Genomic DNA, 17061 nt, shown 5'->3' on the forward strand with positions numbered 1-17061 from the left:
TCCAATATAATTCATATCCTGCTCGCGGTTTTTGCAAACACACCATACGGCACGCTTTCATCCTCAAATAACCACTTGCGCAGGTTAGAGTCGATTATCAGTTCATCCTGAGGGTGTTCAAGACAAGCACGAAAGATTGGAGAGTTCTATCCAATAGTGAGGAATAACGATATAGCCCGTACTTACCTGAACACAGTGGCCCAGCATTAACTGGAAGGAATAATTTGCCTGCCTTAATAAATATTGCACGCCGGCAGAAAAGCCATCACAATCCAAACCCTCTATGTATTCAAGATCGCAGAGTTGCAGTTCCAGGAGTTGCGCGTTACGGCTGTAAACCATATCTGGCACCTACCAGTCGGCAAAACGATTAGATATATTCAAGAAGGCACAAGAGCGGCTGTAAGTTCCTTGAGTTTCTTGATCCGACTTCTCGCCTCGGTAATCAGCAGTTGCCGGCGGCGCATGATCTCATAATCGTTTTCTGCCTCTTCGATATTCTCCTTTTCCCAGGCGTGGCATCTGGAAAGTGATGCATTGCTATATCGAGTCTTTCCGGCAGGTTTGGAAATATGTTTACTTACCCAGAGCTTTTTACCAGCCTGACCCAGTTTTAGGGAGAAGGGACTGTAATACCAGATAATCGTTAAGGTGTTTTTCAGTACGCGTACGCGTGACCCCATTCTAGGAAACTGATTGTTTCGCTCCTGTTCGCGCCTGGCAACGGTCCAGAAGTACTCGCATGTTTCCTTGGCCTGAAGAATGTTGAGTGCATTGAGTCGCTCAATCTGCTCCTCGAGCCCCGCCACCGCCTGCTCGGTCAACTCAAGGATGTCCCCTGCATTAAGATTCAGATCCGCAATGCGTGTATCACCCCACGCCAGCTCTTGAAGCTCGGCCGTTGTGTAGTGCTTTGTCATCGTTGGAACCTCGCTATTTGACATGGCAATCAATGATCTTGAGGGTCACGGTTCGTGAGGCGTAAGCAGGTACATTTTTTGTAGAGGGATACAGCGCATTGGCGTGTGGATACCCAAACCACTGTTATCTCGTTCTTATCTTATGGGATACCTGATCGTCGAAAACCGGGTCTTATAAAGATCGTCCTCAACTGGGTTGCTTCAAGGTATCCAACATACATGTGCGTTAATCCAAATTGAGGTATCCAGCCTTGGAAAGACGCATCCCTTTGATGACGTGGTATCCAACATACACGTGGGCTAAAGCGTGCCTAGGTATCCAGTCTGACGACAGCACCGCTTTGAATGGATCACTATCCAACATACATGTGTGTTAGGCCCTGCGCTGGTATCCAGTCATGGTCAAGCTGTGTCCCCCTGGCTACCTCGACAGCTATCCATGCATGGCGCTAGCACCGTCTACCTGCTATGAGAAGGGAGGCCTATCCCTCCCTTCTCATGTGCTCAGACCGTGACTACATCCTTGGGGAGACATCTAGAGCTGGCGCGTAGACCGGTCCCTTTTTCATCTTTAGCCAGACCGGAGTTCGCTCGTCCATAACCGTGTCATGCAGCCTTTTACGGGCGATATCGTTAGGACAGCTGGAGCTCGTCACGGACGTGTTGTAGAAGACAACAAACGGGGTTCCACAATCGGGGCAAACCTCCAGGGAAACCTCCCGGGCGATGTAGGCAAGCGCCAGGGAATAAGCCTCGTTTATGGTAAGGATGCGTGGTAGTTTTTCGGACTGATTGTAGTGCCAGTTGATAGAGGCCAGATAAATATCATAGGCGTCTATAACATCATAGACATCAAATTCTCCGCACTTCTTACCATTCAAAGCGGCGTAAGGAAGAATAAAAAACGCAGCGTTTTTGCGCTCCGTTGAATTCTTGATGATGGTTTGCACACCCTTTTGAAGCTTTCCCTTGCGATCTTCAAGCGGAAGTCCAAGTTCATCCCGTATTTTACGCAGGGTCTTTTTGCTGAGCGACGTCTCAAGCTCAATAAAGCGAGTCACAAACTTTCGCATCAGCATAGCTCTGGCAAGAGCCAGTTTGCGCCCGGCTGCCATACTTTGATAGTGAGTGGTGTTTGAGTTATCGCCTTTGTTGTCAGTCATGTCAGATTTCCAGGGAAGAGTTAAAGCACTGAAGTTGGATTCGGCTCAACGCCTCTTTAGATAGATCTGCTCTACCGATGCCGTTAATCAATTGTGAGTCAAACCTGAGTTCAAGTTTTCCGGCAGTGGTATGCGCAACCAGATGCCGGATCTGGGCATCAGATAGCTTTCTGACATATTCGATATGTTCCTTCTTTACTCCATACCGAATACGGGTCACTCCGATACTTTGCCGGTGTGAGCAAAGTTTCACCGATAGCCAGAACCTGTATGCTAAGTCCTGAAACTCATTAAGAGTTGCGCTCGGTTGCGGGCTCGCAACAGGTAATACTTTTTTAAAATCTGTAATTGCATGGCTACAGGTAAAATGCAATACCACTGGATCAGCAAGTAACCTGATATTTTGCTGAGCCAATTGGGCCAACCATGAATATTCTTTAGCCTGGATCTTGAACTCTTTGCGCGTCTCCGCGCATCCATCCATGGCGCTGCGATATAAATAGGACCAGACGTCACAATTAAGATCTGCCGTGTCCTTACAACTTACATTAGCAAAACCACTTTCGTAGTTATTGAAACTGCTCATTGCTCGCAAACTCCACCTATGACGTAGGATATGTTCTTGCATATAGCCAGTACTCTTGAACCGTAGTTTCTGGCCAGTGCTTCGTTTTTTATGTTGTGGTACCTACCGATACCCAATTCCAAGTCACCAGGAGCAGATCTGATTCTCTCGCTTAGTATGGATGCACCTGTTCTCAAGCCATTTTCAGCACTTAACAACGACTTCGGATCATTTATGCGATCGGAATTCCAGTACAGGTTTACCTGCATGATTCCGACATCAACTGATCTTGCACTTCTTAAAAGGTCAGTCAGGAGATGCTCTGCTTCTTCCAACGTTTTTGCATAATACGCTTTGGTTGCAGTTCGTATGGTATACGGCCACGGGCTTATACCTTCCGAAGAAGAATAGGCCGACTCAGCAAGTGCAACAGAGTAGAGCAGATTGACAGGCAAGCCATGCTCTCTTGCTATTTCACCAAACAGTGAATTATCAAGATCTGCATGAGCATGAGTTACGGATAGCGCTCCGAGGGCGAATGCCAATAGTGCAACCTTTTTCATATCTTCCCCGCTTGCTAAGTTTTAGCTTTGTCTGAACTACATATCCATTTTCCACAAAAATTCCATTATGCAAGTGCCGTATTCAGAGTGACGCTAAATCTTGCGCAGAGAAGACTATTCGGCTGCGAGTCCGAATATTGCGCTCATTGGTTTTCTGTAATCAATCCCTATAGACAAACGGGCAGGTACAACTTGCGGGAGTCTATGTAATAGAGACAGCTAATATCAGGGCGATATCAGAGTGAAGGCAAATTCACTGAGATCGGAGAGATATTGCTCTGGTGAATAGCAAACATTCGTTTGAACATTTGCATAAAGCATAAGCTGGTAGAGACTACGAGCTGGGTACAGAAATAATATTGACGCTTAATGGGCTGCTTCTTTAACGAGGCCAGCTACCTCAGGAATGAAATGTAGACTACTTTTTATGGATTGAGCAACTGTCTGGATGAAATCATTTTCACGCAGACACCAACCTTAACGATGTCATCCTCAGGGCTACGGTCATGACACAGATCGATGCGGAACAAAAGCCTGTCACAAAACGTGGCTTCATAAGGACATGGTTGCTGGCGCAGCTGGCCTTCCTTGTAGTCGCAGCCGTATGGTTTGCCTTCCTAACGATGGTTGGCAAAGGCTACAGCGTTACTCACCTTGTTCTCTTTGGCTTATGTGTATTTCCACCCGCTAGCTTTTTGGCTCTGTGGGGCGTAAGGGCAGCACTGGGAGGGAAATTCGCAAAGCTTGTTTTCTTCGTATTGTCGGCTGCAGCTATCGCTACAACGATCTGGTTTTCGGATCTGGCTGCTGCTCTTATGATCTCACTATCCTGGCTGGCTGTGGCTGTACCATTTTTCTTTATTACCAAGCTGATCATGCTAATCAAGAATATAGATAATGCCTTTGCGGCAAGACGAGCTGACAGGGCAAAGCCCAGAGTCTTCGCAGATGAGGAAGGTGCTGACGAGTATGTATGGTTCAACCACGTCGACCAGAGTGATAGTAACGTTGCCCTGAAAGAACTAAACAAGACATTTCAATACGTAGAGCAGCAGATGCTGCATGAAAGCGAGCCAACTCTTCCTCGACCTATTAGGTTCTAAAGGAACCCGCTGAGAGCGGGCTCCTTTAGAATTTGAGTCAATTGTCAGAAATGTCATTTGGATGAAGTGCGATATTTAGGCGAGATGCATGCTGCAGCACGCTAGGTGCCAGGTCTGGGTTATGTGCTGCCTTGCCAATCAAGTCATACGTCTTTTCGATAGCCTGCCCTATAGTTGCTTGCTCGACTGGAGACAGATCCGTAAAGCTCCTGTGCCCTAACGCTTCGGCCGCAGCTTGCTTGTCAGTCTCAATACGCTGCTCTCGTAAATCACCATTCTTGTAATTATCAATCGTATCACCTACGAACCCGGTTGCTTTAAGTAACGGACTCGGCAGAGGTATATCCTTTAGCTGGCTAGCTAAGCCAATAGCCTGATTAGCAAGGGTAAAGTGGTCAGCATACTCATGGGCCATCGATTCGCTAAGACCTTCCCCAAGGGCCTGCTGATATTTACGCTCCCTCATTATTTCGCCCGAACGTGCCAACTCCTCTGGTGTTACTCTTGAGCTATCTCCTTTTGCTGCCTCAGCTAATTGACCGGCCATTACAGCGGCAGCCTGTTCGTTGGACATGGAGCTGGTGATCCCCTCTCCCATTATCCCTCGTGCTATAAAGGCGCCGCCTTTGAGCAGATCACCCCTCACACCTTCTGGAAGCTTGAAGCGTGACAGGTCCTCACCTGCCTCTGCTGCGGCTCTAACCTCTTCGAGTTGTTTATCATCCATACCGCTGAGAAAGCTGATCACCTTCTGCGCTGCATCTTTTGCCATACCTGTAGCAGAGGCTGTCGCTGTATTAGCGATTCCTTCTACCAATGAACCAGCAGTTTGAGCTGTACCCATCGTGCTGAGTGCGGATGTCAGTTCAGGTGCGTTATTGACGCTTTCAGCAGTTTGCATCATCCGCTCTGTTTGTACCTCGGTACCCCAGCTAGAACCATGAGCACGAGCCTCCGACAGGCCTGCCCCATGATGTTGCTGTACTTCTGGGCTATTACTATTGAGTTGGCCCATCCCTTGTGTATAGCCAGGAGCTGCGGCTGCGCCAGCGGCCGCCTGGTCTCGATTGACCATTGCGGGAGCTTGAATACGTTCAGCTTCTCCACGTACGTCACCGGGAATATTTGCGGCTCTGTCGACCAGTCCTGCATTAGCTTCATGAGACATTTCCGGAGCACCCTGCATGTCACGTCCCAGTGTCATACCTGTAGCCGCGGCGACTGTATCCATCGCTGAGCGGTATGTGCTGGTATCGTTTCCGAAAGTATTCTGGTCAGTCATGAGCACAAGAGATGCAGCGACCCGAGCCTTACGTTCATCCATGCGATAGGGACCGTCATTGGAAGTGTACCTATCCATCAGCTTGCTAACCTTGGAGCGAAGCTCAGGATGGTACTGGGCAAACTCAGTGAGCATCCGGGCTGCACCATCGTTTTGCGACATCTGATTGGACAGATCATTAATGGTTAATCCGGTATTCGACCCAAAGCTCTCAGCCATGGAAGAGGTGCGAGCATAGGCTTCATTGGCGCTTACTGCTTCGGAAGCGGCATTTTGCAGGGACTGAGCGCGTTCAGAACCAAGCGCATGCGACAGGGTTTGGGTACTCATGCTGCTAATGCCATGGCTCAGAGAGTCGCTTAAGGCTGCCCTGCTGCTTTCGCTAAAGCCTGCTTGCTTCAGATATTTATCACCGTCAGCTTTAGTAAATTGGACTTGGTTGACGTCAGTGTCTGAGAGCTGCCCATTAACCGTTGCGTTACCGCTAATGTTACTACTATCTTCTTTCTCTCCTTGGCTACGCTTGCCTTTACTTATTGATGGGAACGATAAAGCAAGCGAGCCTCCTCCTACTACCGACATAGCCATTGATCCAGTTACAGCGGCTGTCTGCGATGATCCAATATTATGATCTCTCATATAACTCGCCGCGGCGCTCTTGATTGCCTGCGCCTCACTGCTATTGCTGCTCATCACCGTGCGACCGATCTGCTCTGAAAGCGAGGTCATCTGCTGCTGCGAGACGTTATCGGTAAACGAATTGGAAAGCGTGCGGGTAAACTGCTCGCGCTTGTCGTTGGCATAGCTTTGCGCCGAAGAGGCTGCGCTGCTGAGCCTTGCATCAAAAGCAAGATTCGGGAGCAGGCTGTCGGCGCCGGTTCCTGCGGTCCCACCTACGTTGGTGTTGCTGTTCATGGCCAGGTTGTTCAGGGCCGGACCATTGCTGACCGCATCGGGCGTCGTGATCTTCTCGTTGATGTGGTCCGCGCCGTTCATGCGCTGGGTAAGCGAAGTCCACGCAAACGTCGACCCCGTAATCAGCATCATGGTCAGTACCGGTGTGGCCGCGGCCAGCATCCCGCCAGTTGCCAGCCAGTTGCCCAGGATCTCGTCCGTTTTGTACAGGCCTATAAAGGAGTCCAGCGCGATTGGCGTACCACTGCCTGTACCGGCCAGTGCTTCCAGTTGGGACGTGGACACCATATACAGGTAGAGATTGATAATGGAGAGCACTGGCATCCACAGCTGGATCCAGACCAGCATCAGCAGGTACTTGCCGACCAGTGATTGGCCGAGTCTACCGATCACCATCAGGAAGGCCATGATGGGCACAATGGAATACATCAGACCCTCAATCAGCGACATCATGGGTCGGACCATACTTATAAACATGGACTGCTCAGCTGCCCACTGCGTGTTTCGCTGCATCAAGGCCTGTCCAATCATCATTGCGCTGGAAAAGTCGCGCATGTCCTGATAACGGCCCTGAGCGGCCTGTAGATAGACGTTATCCAGTACCGCGGCCATGACGTACTTCTGAGCGTCTACTGTCGCCGCACCTGCAGTGGCCAGCGAGCCAAAGTTGTTGGAAAGCTTGTTGTAGAGATCGTCATCCTCATAGAGCTTGATCCCCGCGGATTCTGCCAGGGCCAGCTTGACCTTATCCGTGGCAAACGCTTCGTTGGTGCGCTGGATAAGCAGCGTATAGGCCGCCGAGCAGGTCATGGTCGTGCCCAGAGGGTTGCCAGCGTCCAGGAACAGCAGGGTGTGGTGGATGCTGGACTTGTATTGCATGGCCTCCATGGCGGGCTGTGTCAGCAGCGCATCGAGGGTATAGCGGTTGGTATCGATACCCTTGAGCGTACATTCCTTGATGTAGTTGTACCAGGAGCGGCGAAAGTTGACCGTGCCCGTGCTTGTCCCGCTTTGCATGTTGGCAACTGACTGATCGCCCAGGGCCTCATTAATCGCCTGAAACACCTTGGGCTCAGAGACCTTGCGACGTACATCATTGATGCTCTTGAGCGCATCGGCAAAGTAGGTCTCGGTTATGCCCGGAACAATGGGATTGAACGCCTCCGCCATTCGGGTCAGGCCGTAACCGAACTTTGAGCTGAGGCTAACGAGTCCCACCATCAGGGGGACATTGTCTACCGGTCGCACGGCACCGGTATAGGCATCCTCGATAACAATCGTTCCCTTGGGAGCAAAGAGGAGCATCCAGATCATTACCGCGACCAGAGGCTGCTGAAAATCAACACCGTTTTTTCCGCCAGACGTTAATGCCTGCCACCCCATCACCAGCATTCCCAGCACCATCCCGATCGAGACGATCTGAATGAAGTCGTCCTCCCCGGAGATCATCGCTACAGCGTTGAGAATCTGTTCCAGAAAGGCACTATCGCCAATTGAGTACAAGTCGAATTCAAACATTATTTCTGCCCCCCACCGGTGATCGTTACCTGTTCCTGCATCGCATAACCGCTCTTCTCGACCAGGCCCAGCGTGGTCTCGGAACGCGCCAGCATCTGGCCAAGATCGCCGTAGTCACCGCGTAGCGCATCGGCTTCACGGTCAAGCTCAGCGAGAGAGTCACGCAGCTGCTCGCGGGCAAGGTTGGCGTGGGAACTCTGACTGGTGGCAACCGCCGTGTAGGCCGTTGTGATCATGCGACGTGCAGCATCACGAATCATGGAGAGCGCCATGGCCCCGGCTGATTCCTCAGCAAACTCGCGCGCAGTCAGGCTGCTTACGGTGGAAAGGCGACTGAGCATAGAACCGGCTGAGCCAGCATTGGCCGACACCGCCTGCTCCTGCGTGGTGGCAGCCATACCCTCGGTGCCGGTCGCGTACTTCATGATCAGGCCGTCCGAGGTTGAGCCATTGCCCAGATAGGCCTCCTTGATCTTGCTTCTGAGGCCGGTCAGAGTGATGGTCTTGGTGGGGCTGGTGCTGCTGATGGCACAGTTCTCGGTATCGCCGCCGCAGTCGTATACCTTAACGGTCCCGCCTTCAATGAGATCCCTGAGTTTGACAAGGTTGCCCGGCAGGGAGCGAGCGATGTTGGTGTCGTCATCACTGCCCTCCCCTACGATTACCGTGCCGGTCATGGACATGATGGCTTCAAGCAGGTCGGTATCCAGTGAGCCACTGGTGCCGCTTGTAGTGGTGGCAAACCACAGGTCGACCCGGTTACGCCGGAGCTCCTTCCAGACAATATTGCCCATCTGCTTTTCATACTCGGCCGGGTTGGACTGCTTGAGCGAGGCGCGAGAGCTGACACCATCGGTTTCGCTCCAGGTCGCAAAGTAGTCCGTCATGGCCCCGGTAATGGTGGCGCTGGTACGCACGTCGTTGTCCAGCTTGAACCCCATGGCCCCTACCGAGTCATTCACAACGCCCTGCGCCAGCTGGCAGGAGTTGCCCATCATCTGGTTGAGGTTCTGGATGCGGGATTGAAGCTCGGAGAGCAGTTCAGCGCCGTCCGGAAAGACATTGGATAGCGCCAGCTGGAAGGCATAGCCGGTCGCGTTGGCTGCCACACTTCGCAGGAGCTGGACGAACTGGTCCGCGTTGATAAAGGAGAACGATCCACCAAACAGATCCACCCCGCCGCAGCCAGCCTTCCAGCTCGGAATCTGGAGGTTGGCAAAGTTGGTGTTCATGATTGGACTCTTGGCGATATAGCGCCCGCCAGCCAGTGCACCCCGCGTCTGGGTCTCGAACACGCCCGGATCGGTGGTGTTGGTCATCTGATTGAAGAGGTTGTCCATCTGGTCCTGCAGGCCACCGGCTTGGGAGGCAACAGGCAGCGTGGCGCCAGCAGCTAGACATAGCGCCAGCGCTGCCGAGGTGAGCGTTTTTTTCATTGAAGTTCTCCTCCGCCCACGGGGGCGCGGCCAAGGGATTGGTCTATGTGCTGAAGCAGTTCGGAAGGGGGAATAAAACCGCTCTCATCGCCCTCGACTAAACCAGCGGGGAGCAGCTCGCTCAGGTTGTCATCAAGGTTGCGCAAGGGTCGGGTGCGATTAAGCGTGCGCTGGTCAATCCAGCCCTTGCTGGCCGCCGCCAGGGTAATACGATGCTCGATGTCACCGAGCGCCAGCGCGCCCTGAGCGATAGGCGCAAAGTCACCGTTAGGACTGGCCAGATAAATCGCCGGGAGCTGGCGCACCCCCAGCAGCCGGGCATGGCCAGCGTCAGGCTTGAAGGTTGGAAAAGGACTACCGGGCAGGTCCTTGCCATCTAGAGAAACAGGCGTCACGGTAAAACGGCTTTCCAGCATGCGTAGAACCGGAACCTGTGTTTCGCACAGGTCACAATCAGAGGCGTAGAAGAAAAACACGCCGACCTTTTGCGCCAGCTCATCAAGCACCTGCGCCTTGGCCTCCCCTGCCTGCTTGTCCAGTGCCTGCGCCGCGTAGGTCGCATTGGGACGGCGGGCGTTTTCATCCAGCAGGGGATCACCCTGCACCGCCAGCTGAGTAACGTCCGCGAACTGGGAGCTACGATCCATGGCGTAGCGCTGGAGCATCATGAATGCCCGTACATTCTCGACCGTGGGGTTATCCCAGGCGGCGTCCTTGTACTTGGGCAGGTTCTTTCTGAACCATTCCGCACTAAAGGCTTGCGGAGGTGCCGGGGCTGCCTGTGCTGGCGCCTCGGTTATGGTCTGTACCGTCTGGGATTGAGGTTCAGGAGGCGGAGGCGCTGGTGCTTCCTCTGGTGGCTCGGGAGGGTCTTCGTAAAAGAACCAGCCACGCTCCTTTTGTGACCAAAAAGAGTGAGGGTCGGTGGTGTCGGCCGGAGCATTGGAAGCAACCACACTGGCCAGCAAAAGAACAGGGACAAAGGCGTGTCGTTTCATGGCGTAAGCGTCGTAGTGGCGGTACGTCGATACTACGATGCAAGCCCACTGGCCAAGCCTCGTGGTTGGTACCCGCGCGGGTATCAACCACGAGGTTTAGGTGCAAATAATTTGCTAAGCAGACAAAAGGTGGGTCATTTTCGGCGGAACACTAACCTCAGACGCTGCCATACACGGGTAGAGAGCTGGTAAAGACTTGGCAATTGCCAAGGAGTCTTTTGCAGTGCGAGCCAGACTATGACATAGGTTATGAGAATGGAGCTTGGCACTATCTCAAGGTGGTTCTTCAAGAAGGCCATACTGAGACAGTTGATCAAAACAAAAAGAGCAAACAAAAGCATTGGGGATTTGCTGATAAGAAGGAAAACACGTTGCCTAGTCATGGTCTCGACCTCAATGGATTGAGACTTGGATATTAGAACCAGGCTGGACATGGCTATGTCCGTGGTTGATGCCCGCGCGGGCACGTTTAAGAGGAAGTCGACCAGTGGTAGGTGATGAGGTGCGCTGTTGTCCCAACTTACTAATGGCTAAAAGTGCGATCAAAACTGAGCATGCGGGACAGGACTATCACTACAGACAACACGATACTGGCGATAGCATAGGCGACCCAGCTTTCTCCGCGCTCAATCCCAACATGCAGCCCATACATTAAATAGGAAAACGTACAGCTAAAGAACACGGATGCCACCAACGCGGCTACCCAGACGGGACGCCGGGTGGCGGCCAGCTTTGCTAACACTACGCCTATCAGCACAGCACCGGTGATATCGGGCATACCCACCTCAACAGGCGCTCAATGGTCTTTGATGTCTTTTCTTGTCCAGAATGGAAGGGACAAGCACAAGACCATGAAGATAAAGCCCAACAGCCAGACGTAGACGATCCAGGTTTCCTGTCCGGCAGAGAGCGCTTTTGCATGCGAGTGCAGCTCATAGAAATGGCGAGAGGCCCAGAAGCCTCCCATGCCGAGCGCCAGCAAGATAGTAGGCAAAAGGAGGCGTAGGGTTTCTACCAGCTTCCAGACAGCTGCAAAGGTCGCAACTATTCCAACAATGGCAGCGGTGAGTACGGCCAGCATGGATATATCGGCGAGCAGGGCTTGAAACATTATGTTTTCCTAGGCGCTCAGTGATTTTGAACGGTATAGATCCGTCAGGCGAAAACCGGTCTTGACCAGTTTTACCAGATTCAAAAGTGTAGGCGTGATCACCAGCAGCTTCTTGGCCCGCGTCAGCGCCACATATTGCAGGTTCACCTCCCCTAGCATCTCCTGCATGGGAATCTCATCGTCCGTGAGGTCAGGAAAGTCGTCGCACAGATAAACCTGATCCCATTCCAGGCCCTTGCTCTTGTGCGCTGTGGTTATGACCATTTGCGCCTGCTGTCCACCCTTCACGAGCTGGCTCTTGAGAATGGCAAGGTTGTCAGGAAGATTGGGGTAACTGTCCACGACCTTCACCGCTCGCAGCATCTCAACGTCACGGGCTTCCTGCGCCACTATCTGGTAAGCGGTGTAATCCGGGTAGTCTTCAAGCAGGCGCTTGTTCTGGATGTTTTGCGGTTCGTCCTTTGAAAGCCAGTACACATCCAGGATGCCCTTGAAGTCGTAGGCGTCAAAACCGCCGACTAACTCAATGCTCAAGCCACGAGAAGAGAAGAACAGTGCAGCTTCAATCACGCCCATTACCGTACGCGCAATAAAGGCAAAGGGCGGCTTGGAATCGCTTAGCTTGAACTCGGACGAGACCACAATGCGGTCCTCCCCTCCCAGTCCCACAAGCGGTACATCCTCACCTTTATAACGTAAGAGTACGTTTGCCATAGCCGCGACATTGGGACCAAAGCGAAAGCTGTTGGTCAGGCGCAGTTGCTCGGCGTCGTGCAGCTGGGGATGACTCAATGCATCAATAGCGCCCCGGAACTGATAGATCTGCTGGTGCTCATCGCCCACTGTAATGACACGCGCCTTGGTCTGGCTGAACACGATATCGGTAGTCAGCTCGTTGCTGTCCTGCCCTTCGTCAAAGAGAATCACGCTGTACTGGGCAGACAGATCCGGACGGGAGAGCTGGTACTGCTTCAGATACACATCGTGCACCGCAATTTGCTTGCTGTACGGGTCCTGCATCTCATTCCATAACGCTTCGGCCACTTTGATTGCAGCGCTGGCCAGCCGCGGATCGTCCTTCTTTTTGGACTTTTTCGACTTCATCTCTTGTGCACGCCGGTAGTGCGCCTGCGTAATGAATTGATCGGCGCTGTTCATGTAGCAGGAAACGGTAGCAATGGCGGCGGCAGCGACCTGATAGTTGCACTCATAGTCACGGGCTACTTCAACGGGCCGCAGATTGCCCTTGAGCTTGTGCTGGAGTGTTTTCCCATAGCCGGTAAAGGCCATCTGGTGCGTGGTTTTGCATGTGACATTACGGGGAAACTTCTTGGTAGCTTCATCACGAATAGCGCGGTTGTAGGCCAGATAAAGCATCTGCTCACTGGGATTGGCCCTGGCAAAGGCTACCAGTGTCGACGTCTTGCCTGTACCAGCATAGGCACGGACCACCAGCTTTTTTGCCTTGGAAGCAATGATGGGTTCCTGCTCGAAGGTGGGCGTGAAGGCCATAAGGTGTCCTTGAATAGTGCTGCTAGATATAACCAGCGTCTCACAGGTCTTCCGGGATGCAAGTCCGGAAGACTTTAACAGCCAGCTTACCCAATTTTTTTGCACCCAAACCTCGTGGTTGGTACCCGCGCGGGTACCAACCACGAGGAATGACCTCACTTTCCTACGCGTAGCATAGATAGAACATGCCAAATCATTAGGGCTTACTGATGAGTTACGACATCAACACGAAAAGATTGCTTGATCGGGTAATGGGCACCGCCAGCGCAAGTGCAAAGCGGGCAGCCCTAACGATAGAGACACGCGCAGTTACCGCAAGAGACGCGATTCGCGACAGGGCAGACAGTTTTAAAGGCAGCGCAAGCAAGGTGTATGCGGGTGCGATAGGCACAATCGATCTGATCACTACTCTGGGCCTCACATTCTCTGCCATCGCTGCGCCCGTCCCTACCGTCATAGGGGTCATGCCGAGATATAAGTAAAATTCACTCACTTCGCACGTAACGTGTTGATGCCAAGAGAATTTACCAAATCGACCGCACAGCCTCTGATCGTGGACTATCTTTTCTGACTCCTCAGAAAAGGAGTTCCTATGGCTTCATTAGAGCGTACGGCGTATCCCACTCTGCCAAAGGCGTATTCAAAAGCTGAGCTGCAGCGTGATTTTTCGTTCTCAGATGATGAGATTAAGTGGGTACGAAGCAAGTCCAAGGCCCCCTTTCACCTCAATCTCGCCGTTCTCCTCAAAACCTTTCAGGTGCTCCGATATTTTCCTGATATCACCGACGTACCTAATCAACTGGTGGACTTCATTCGCGGAGAGTTGGGTCAGCGTAGCAAGGTGAAACTCGCGGAATACAAGTGGTTCCAACAATATCGCCACATGAACGCGATCCGAGCTCGCCTCGGTGTGACGGCATTCTACGGCTCTGATGCCATGGAGCTCGCCGAGCGGCATGCCAAAGCAATGTCGTTTGTGCTTGACCAACGCGCCGACATCATCAACTCCGTAATCGAAGAGCTGATCAGCCAGGATTATGAGCTCCCTGCGTACTCGACCCTGAATGATCTCGCTGAGCGAATTCATGCCGAATCCCAAGAGGCAATATTCAACCTCGTAGTAACCAGAACGCCAGTCGAGGTGATCCACAAGTTAAAGGATCTGCTCGACACTGATTTCGGCCGACGCCAGAGCGACTTCAATGCGCTGAAGCAGGCGCCCAAGAAGCCATCTCGCAAGCACTTGGAGGTGCTGATCGATCATCTGGCTTGGCTCGAGAGCTTCGGGGATCTGGGTGCCATTTTTGGAGGAATAGTCGACACCAAGATCCGCCACTTCGCTGCCCAAGCCGCGGCGTCGGATGTAGCCGAGCTGAAGGACTGCTCACTGCCGAAACGCTACACGCTGATGCTGGCCTTGATCTACCGCATGCGCGTGCGGACCCGGGATCACCTGGCCGAGATGTTCATCCGACGGATTTCGACGATCCATAAACGCGCCAAGGAGGATTTGGAGCAAATCCAGGCGCGGCAACGCCAGAAGCTGGAGCAGTTGGCGGCGACCCTGGATGGCGTGGTGCAGATTCTGGTTCAAGAACCGGATGACCAGGAGGCTGGCAGTCTGATTCGGGAATACCTCTCCCCCGGTGGCAATCTGGATCGGTTGCGTGAGACTTGCGCCGAAGTACAGGCTACCGGCGGTAATAACTATCTGCCGCTGATCTGGAAGCACTTCAAGTCCCATCGCTCGTTATTGTTCCGTCTCAGCCACCTTCTCCAACTGGAGCCCACGACTCAGGATCGATCGCTGGTTCAGGCTCTTCAACTGATCCAAGACAGCGAGAATCTACACCGCGAATGGATCGACGAGCACGTCGACTTGTCGTTTGCGTCGGAGCGCTGGGTCAAGGTCGTTCGTCGTCCTGCCAGTGAGGGGCCACCGACCAACCGGCGTTATTTAGAAGTCTGCGTGTTCTCCTACTTGGCCAGCGAGCTGCGATCGGGTGACATGTGTGTACATGGGTCTGAATCCTTCGCCGACTACCGCAAGCAGTTGCTGCCCTGGGAAGAATGCCTCCAGCGACTACCGGCCTACTGCGAAAAGGTCGGGCTGCCAGGCACGGCCAAGGAGTTTGTTGGCTCCCTCAAGACCCAGCTGGAGGAAACCGCGCAACAACTGGACGACAAATACCCATCTTGCCGAGGGGACGTATCGATTAACGAAGCCGGAGAACCGGTGTTGCGCCGAGTAACGGCGCGGGACATCCCACCTTCGGCCATTTCACTACAGACGGCGCTTATGCAGCGCATGCCGGCCAGGCATGTGCTCGACATCATGGCCAACATCGAGCACTGGATTCAGTTCACGCGGCATTTCGGTCCCATGTCCGGTAACGAGCCGAAGCTCAAAGAGCCTGCCGAGCGCTATCTGATGACCATCTTCGCCATGGGCTGCAATCTCGGCCCCAACCAGGCCGCGCGGCATCTGGCCGGTAATGTCACGCCACACATGCTGTCCTATACGACTCGCCGCCACCTATCACTGGAGAAGCTGGACAAGGCTAACCGCGAGCTGGTGGAACTCTATCTGCAACTTGATCTGCCCAAGCTCTGGGGCGATGGCAAGGCGGTGGCAGCGGACGGCACGCAGTTCGACTTCTATGATGACAACCTGCTGGCCGGCTATCACTTCCGCTACCGCAAGATGGGTGCCGTGGCCTATCGGCACGTGGCCAACAACTACATCGCTGTGTTCCAGCACTTCATCCCACCTGGCATCTGGGAGGCGATTTACGTAATTGAGGGGCTGCTAAAGGCTGATCTCAGTGTCGAGGCAGACACTGTGTATTCAGATACTCAGGGGCAATCGGCGACAGTCTTTGCCTTCACCCATCTGCTGGGCATCAACCTGATGCCGCGTATCCGCAACTGGCGTGACCTGGTGATGTGCCGGACGGATCGCGGCGCGTCGTACAAGCATATCAACCGCCTGTTCACCGACACTGCCGACTGGCACTTGATCGAAACCCATTGGCAAGATCTGATGCAGGTCGCGCTGTCCATCCAGGCCGGCAAAATCTCCTCGCCTATGCTGCTGCGAAAACTCGGCTCCTACAGCCGGCGCAACAAGCTCTACCATGCGGCCCAGGCACTGGGCAGCGTGATCCGCACGATCTTCCTGCTCAACTGGATCGGCAGCCGCGAGTTGCGCCAGGAAGTCACCGCGAACACCAACAAGATCGAGTCCTACAACGGTTTCTCGAAGTGGCTTTCGTTCGGTGGCGACGTGATTGCCGAGAACGATCCGGACGAACAGCAAAAACGTCTGCGCTACAACGACATGGTGGCCTCATCGGTGATCCTGCAGAACACTGTGGATATGATGCGTATTCTGCAGAAATTGGCCCGAGAGGGTTGGCAGTTCACCGACGAGGACGTGTCCTTCCTCAGCCCCTACCTGACCAGCAACGTCAAGCGCTTCGGCGAATTCAACCTCAAGCTCAACCGGCCACCGGAGCCCTGGATCAAGGACTTGGTGTTCCAACAAGCTGCCGGCTCGCTGCGGGTGATCACACCTCGCCAGCTAGATACCGAGAAAACCACATGATGAATGTTCCTCCCGCAGCCTTTCGCGTTACACCGTACGGCGAAGTCGATGCGGTGGCGTTGGAAAACCTGCGCGACGGCTTCGACGCCTCTCAACTGCTCCGGCTGGTTGATCGATTGGACGCCTGCTTGCTGGAACTGGGCGGAACCACCGCCATTCGCGACGAGCTGCTGAGATTGCATGCGATGGCTCTGACGATAGTTGAGGGCATCGCCCTTACGGTGCCTGCCGAGAATGCTTGTGTCTGGGCAGAGGCCGGATCTCTGCAGACGGATCTTGAGGGGCTTGTTTCCTGGGCTCGCACTGCTCAACTCCTCCTTGCGCCACTTATCAAGCTTGCACCAAACCATGATGCATGAGCACTCTGG

The 17061-nt window shown here is 53.4% G+C and carries 13 protein-coding genes; 3 read left to right on the forward strand and 10 right to left on the reverse strand.

The window, feature by feature from the left end; genetic code table 11:
• Positions 1-380 precede the first annotated feature (380 nt).
• The 4 genes from mobI to AC4LF3_RS23955 all read right to left on the reverse strand — a co-directional run bounded on the left by mobI (position 381) and on the right by AC4LF3_RS23955 (position 3211).
• A complete protein-coding gene (gene mobI, locus AC4LF3_RS23940; RefSeq protein ID WP_125912979.1) occupies positions 381-920 on the reverse strand; it encodes a conjugative transfer protein MobI(A/C) in 540 nt (179 codons plus the stop codon).
• A gap of 515 nt (positions 921-1435) precedes the next feature.
• Positions 1436-2083, reverse strand: coding sequence for a FlhC family transcriptional regulator (locus AC4LF3_RS23945; protein WP_125912980.1), 648 nt, complete (start codon positions 2081-2083; stop codon positions 1436-1438).
• A gap of 1 nt (position 2084) precedes the next feature.
• The gene (locus AC4LF3_RS23950; protein WP_010799211.1) at positions 2085-2669 is read right to left on the reverse strand and encodes a hypothetical protein; all 585 of its coding nucleotides are present in this window, start codon (positions 2667-2669) and stop codon (positions 2085-2087) included.
• Entirely contained in the window at positions 2666-3211 is a 546-nt protein-coding gene (locus AC4LF3_RS23955; RefSeq protein WP_010799210.1) for a lysozyme family protein, read from the reverse strand. Before AC4LF3_RS23955 ends, AC4LF3_RS23950 begins: the two co-directional genes overlap by 4 nt.
• A 506-nt stretch (positions 3212-3717) precedes the next feature.
• Here AC4LF3_RS23955 and AC4LF3_RS23960 point away from each other — a divergent pair.
• Positions 3718-4314, forward strand: coding sequence for a hypothetical protein (locus tag AC4LF3_RS23960; protein ID WP_125912981.1), 597 nt, complete (start codon positions 3718-3720; stop codon positions 4312-4314).
• Positions 4315-4351: 37 nt separating this feature from the next.
• Here AC4LF3_RS23960 and AC4LF3_RS23965 read toward each other — a convergent pair whose 3' ends face one another.
• The 6 genes from AC4LF3_RS23965 to AC4LF3_RS23990 form a co-directional block, all read right to left on the reverse strand.
• On the reverse strand, positions 4352-8029 hold the full coding sequence (locus AC4LF3_RS23965; protein WP_447110438.1) for a conjugal transfer protein TraG N-terminal domain-containing protein: 3678 nt from the start codon (positions 8027-8029) through the stop codon (positions 4352-4354).
• Positions 8029-9465, reverse strand: coding sequence for a conjugal transfer protein TraH (locus AC4LF3_RS23970; protein WP_125889715.1), 1437 nt, complete (start codon positions 9463-9465; stop codon positions 8029-8031). Before AC4LF3_RS23970 ends, AC4LF3_RS23965 begins: the two co-directional genes overlap by 1 nt.
• Positions 9462-10463 (reverse strand): conjugal transfer protein TraF, encoded by a 1002-nt coding sequence (traF, locus tag AC4LF3_RS23975; protein ID WP_019364131.1) that lies wholly within the window; start codon positions 10461-10463, stop codon positions 9462-9464. Before traF ends, AC4LF3_RS23970 begins: the two co-directional genes overlap by 4 nt.
• A gap of 523 nt (positions 10464-10986) precedes the next feature.
• Positions 10987-11241 (reverse strand): hypothetical protein, encoded by a 255-nt coding sequence (locus AC4LF3_RS23980; RefSeq protein WP_019364133.1) that lies wholly within the window; start codon positions 11239-11241, stop codon positions 10987-10989.
• An 18-nt stretch (positions 11242-11259) separates the two neighbouring features.
• Positions 11260-11574 carry a hypothetical protein gene (locus tag AC4LF3_RS23985; RefSeq protein WP_019364134.1) on the reverse strand — a complete coding sequence of 105 codons (315 nt, stop codon included), beginning with the start codon at positions 11572-11574 and terminating at the stop codon, positions 11260-11262.
• A 9-nt stretch (positions 11575-11583) separates the two neighbouring features.
• Positions 11584-13086 (reverse strand): 3'-5' exonuclease, encoded by a 1503-nt coding sequence (locus AC4LF3_RS23990; RefSeq protein WP_181123827.1) that lies wholly within the window; start codon positions 13084-13086, stop codon positions 11584-11586.
• 592 nt (positions 13087-13678) lie between these two features.
• Here AC4LF3_RS23990 and AC4LF3_RS23995 point away from each other — a divergent pair.
• Positions 13679-16693: a Tn3 family transposase gene (locus AC4LF3_RS23995; protein WP_150345759.1), complete on the forward strand. Its 3015-nt coding sequence runs from the start codon at positions 13679-13681 to the stop codon at positions 16691-16693.
• Entirely contained in the window at positions 16690-17052 is a 363-nt protein-coding gene (gene tnpC / locus AC4LF3_RS24000; RefSeq protein WP_019365448.1) for a Tn3 family transposase post-transcriptional regulator TnpC, read from the forward strand. The genes AC4LF3_RS23995 and tnpC overlap by 4 nt, the downstream gene beginning before the upstream one ends.
• Positions 17053-17061 lie beyond the last annotated feature (9 nt).

The organism is Pseudomonas sp. C2.3V, from assembly GCF_058536325.1.

Coding starts and splice junctions, on each gene's coding strand:
- mobI (WP_125912979.1), bottom strand. CDS start 920: ATGACAAAGCACTACACAACGGCCGAGCTTCAAGAGCTGGCGTGGGGT.
- AC4LF3_RS23945 (WP_125912980.1), bottom strand. CDS start 2,083: ATGACTGACAACAAAGGCGATAACTCAAACACCACTCACTATCAAAGT.
- AC4LF3_RS23950 (WP_010799211.1), bottom strand. CDS start 2,669: ATGAGCAGTTTCAATAACTACGAAAGTGGTTTTGCTAATGTAAGTTGT.
- AC4LF3_RS23955 (WP_010799210.1), bottom strand. CDS start 3,211: ATGAAAAAGGTTGCACTATTGGCATTCGCCCTCGGAGCGCTATCCGTA.
- AC4LF3_RS23960 (WP_125912981.1), top strand. CDS start 3,718: ATGACACAGATCGATGCGGAACAAAAGCCTGTCACAAAACGTGGCTTC.
- AC4LF3_RS23965 (WP_447110438.1), bottom strand. CDS start 8,029: ATGTTTGAATTCGACTTGTACTCAATTGGCGATAGTGCCTTTCTGGAA.
- AC4LF3_RS23970 (WP_125889715.1), bottom strand. CDS start 9,465: ATGAAAAAAACGCTCACCTCGGCAGCGCTGGCGCTATGTCTAGCTGCT.
- traF (WP_019364131.1), bottom strand. CDS start 10,463: ATGAAACGACACGCCTTTGTCCCTGTTCTTTTGCTGGCCAGTGTGGTT.
- AC4LF3_RS23980 (WP_019364133.1), bottom strand. CDS start 11,241: ATGCCCGATATCACCGGTGCTGTGCTGATAGGCGTAGTGTTAGCAAAG.
- AC4LF3_RS23985 (WP_019364134.1), bottom strand. CDS start 11,574: ATGTTTCAAGCCCTGCTCGCCGATATATCCATGCTGGCCGTACTCACC.
- AC4LF3_RS23990 (WP_181123827.1), bottom strand. CDS start 13,086: ATGGCCTTCACGCCCACCTTCGAGCAGGAACCCATCATTGCTTCCAAG.
- AC4LF3_RS23995 (WP_150345759.1), top strand. CDS start 13,679: ATGGCTTCATTAGAGCGTACGGCGTATCCCACTCTGCCAAAGGCGTAT.
- tnpC (WP_019365448.1), top strand. CDS start 16,690: ATGATGAATGTTCCTCCCGCAGCCTTTCGCGTTACACCGTACGGCGAA.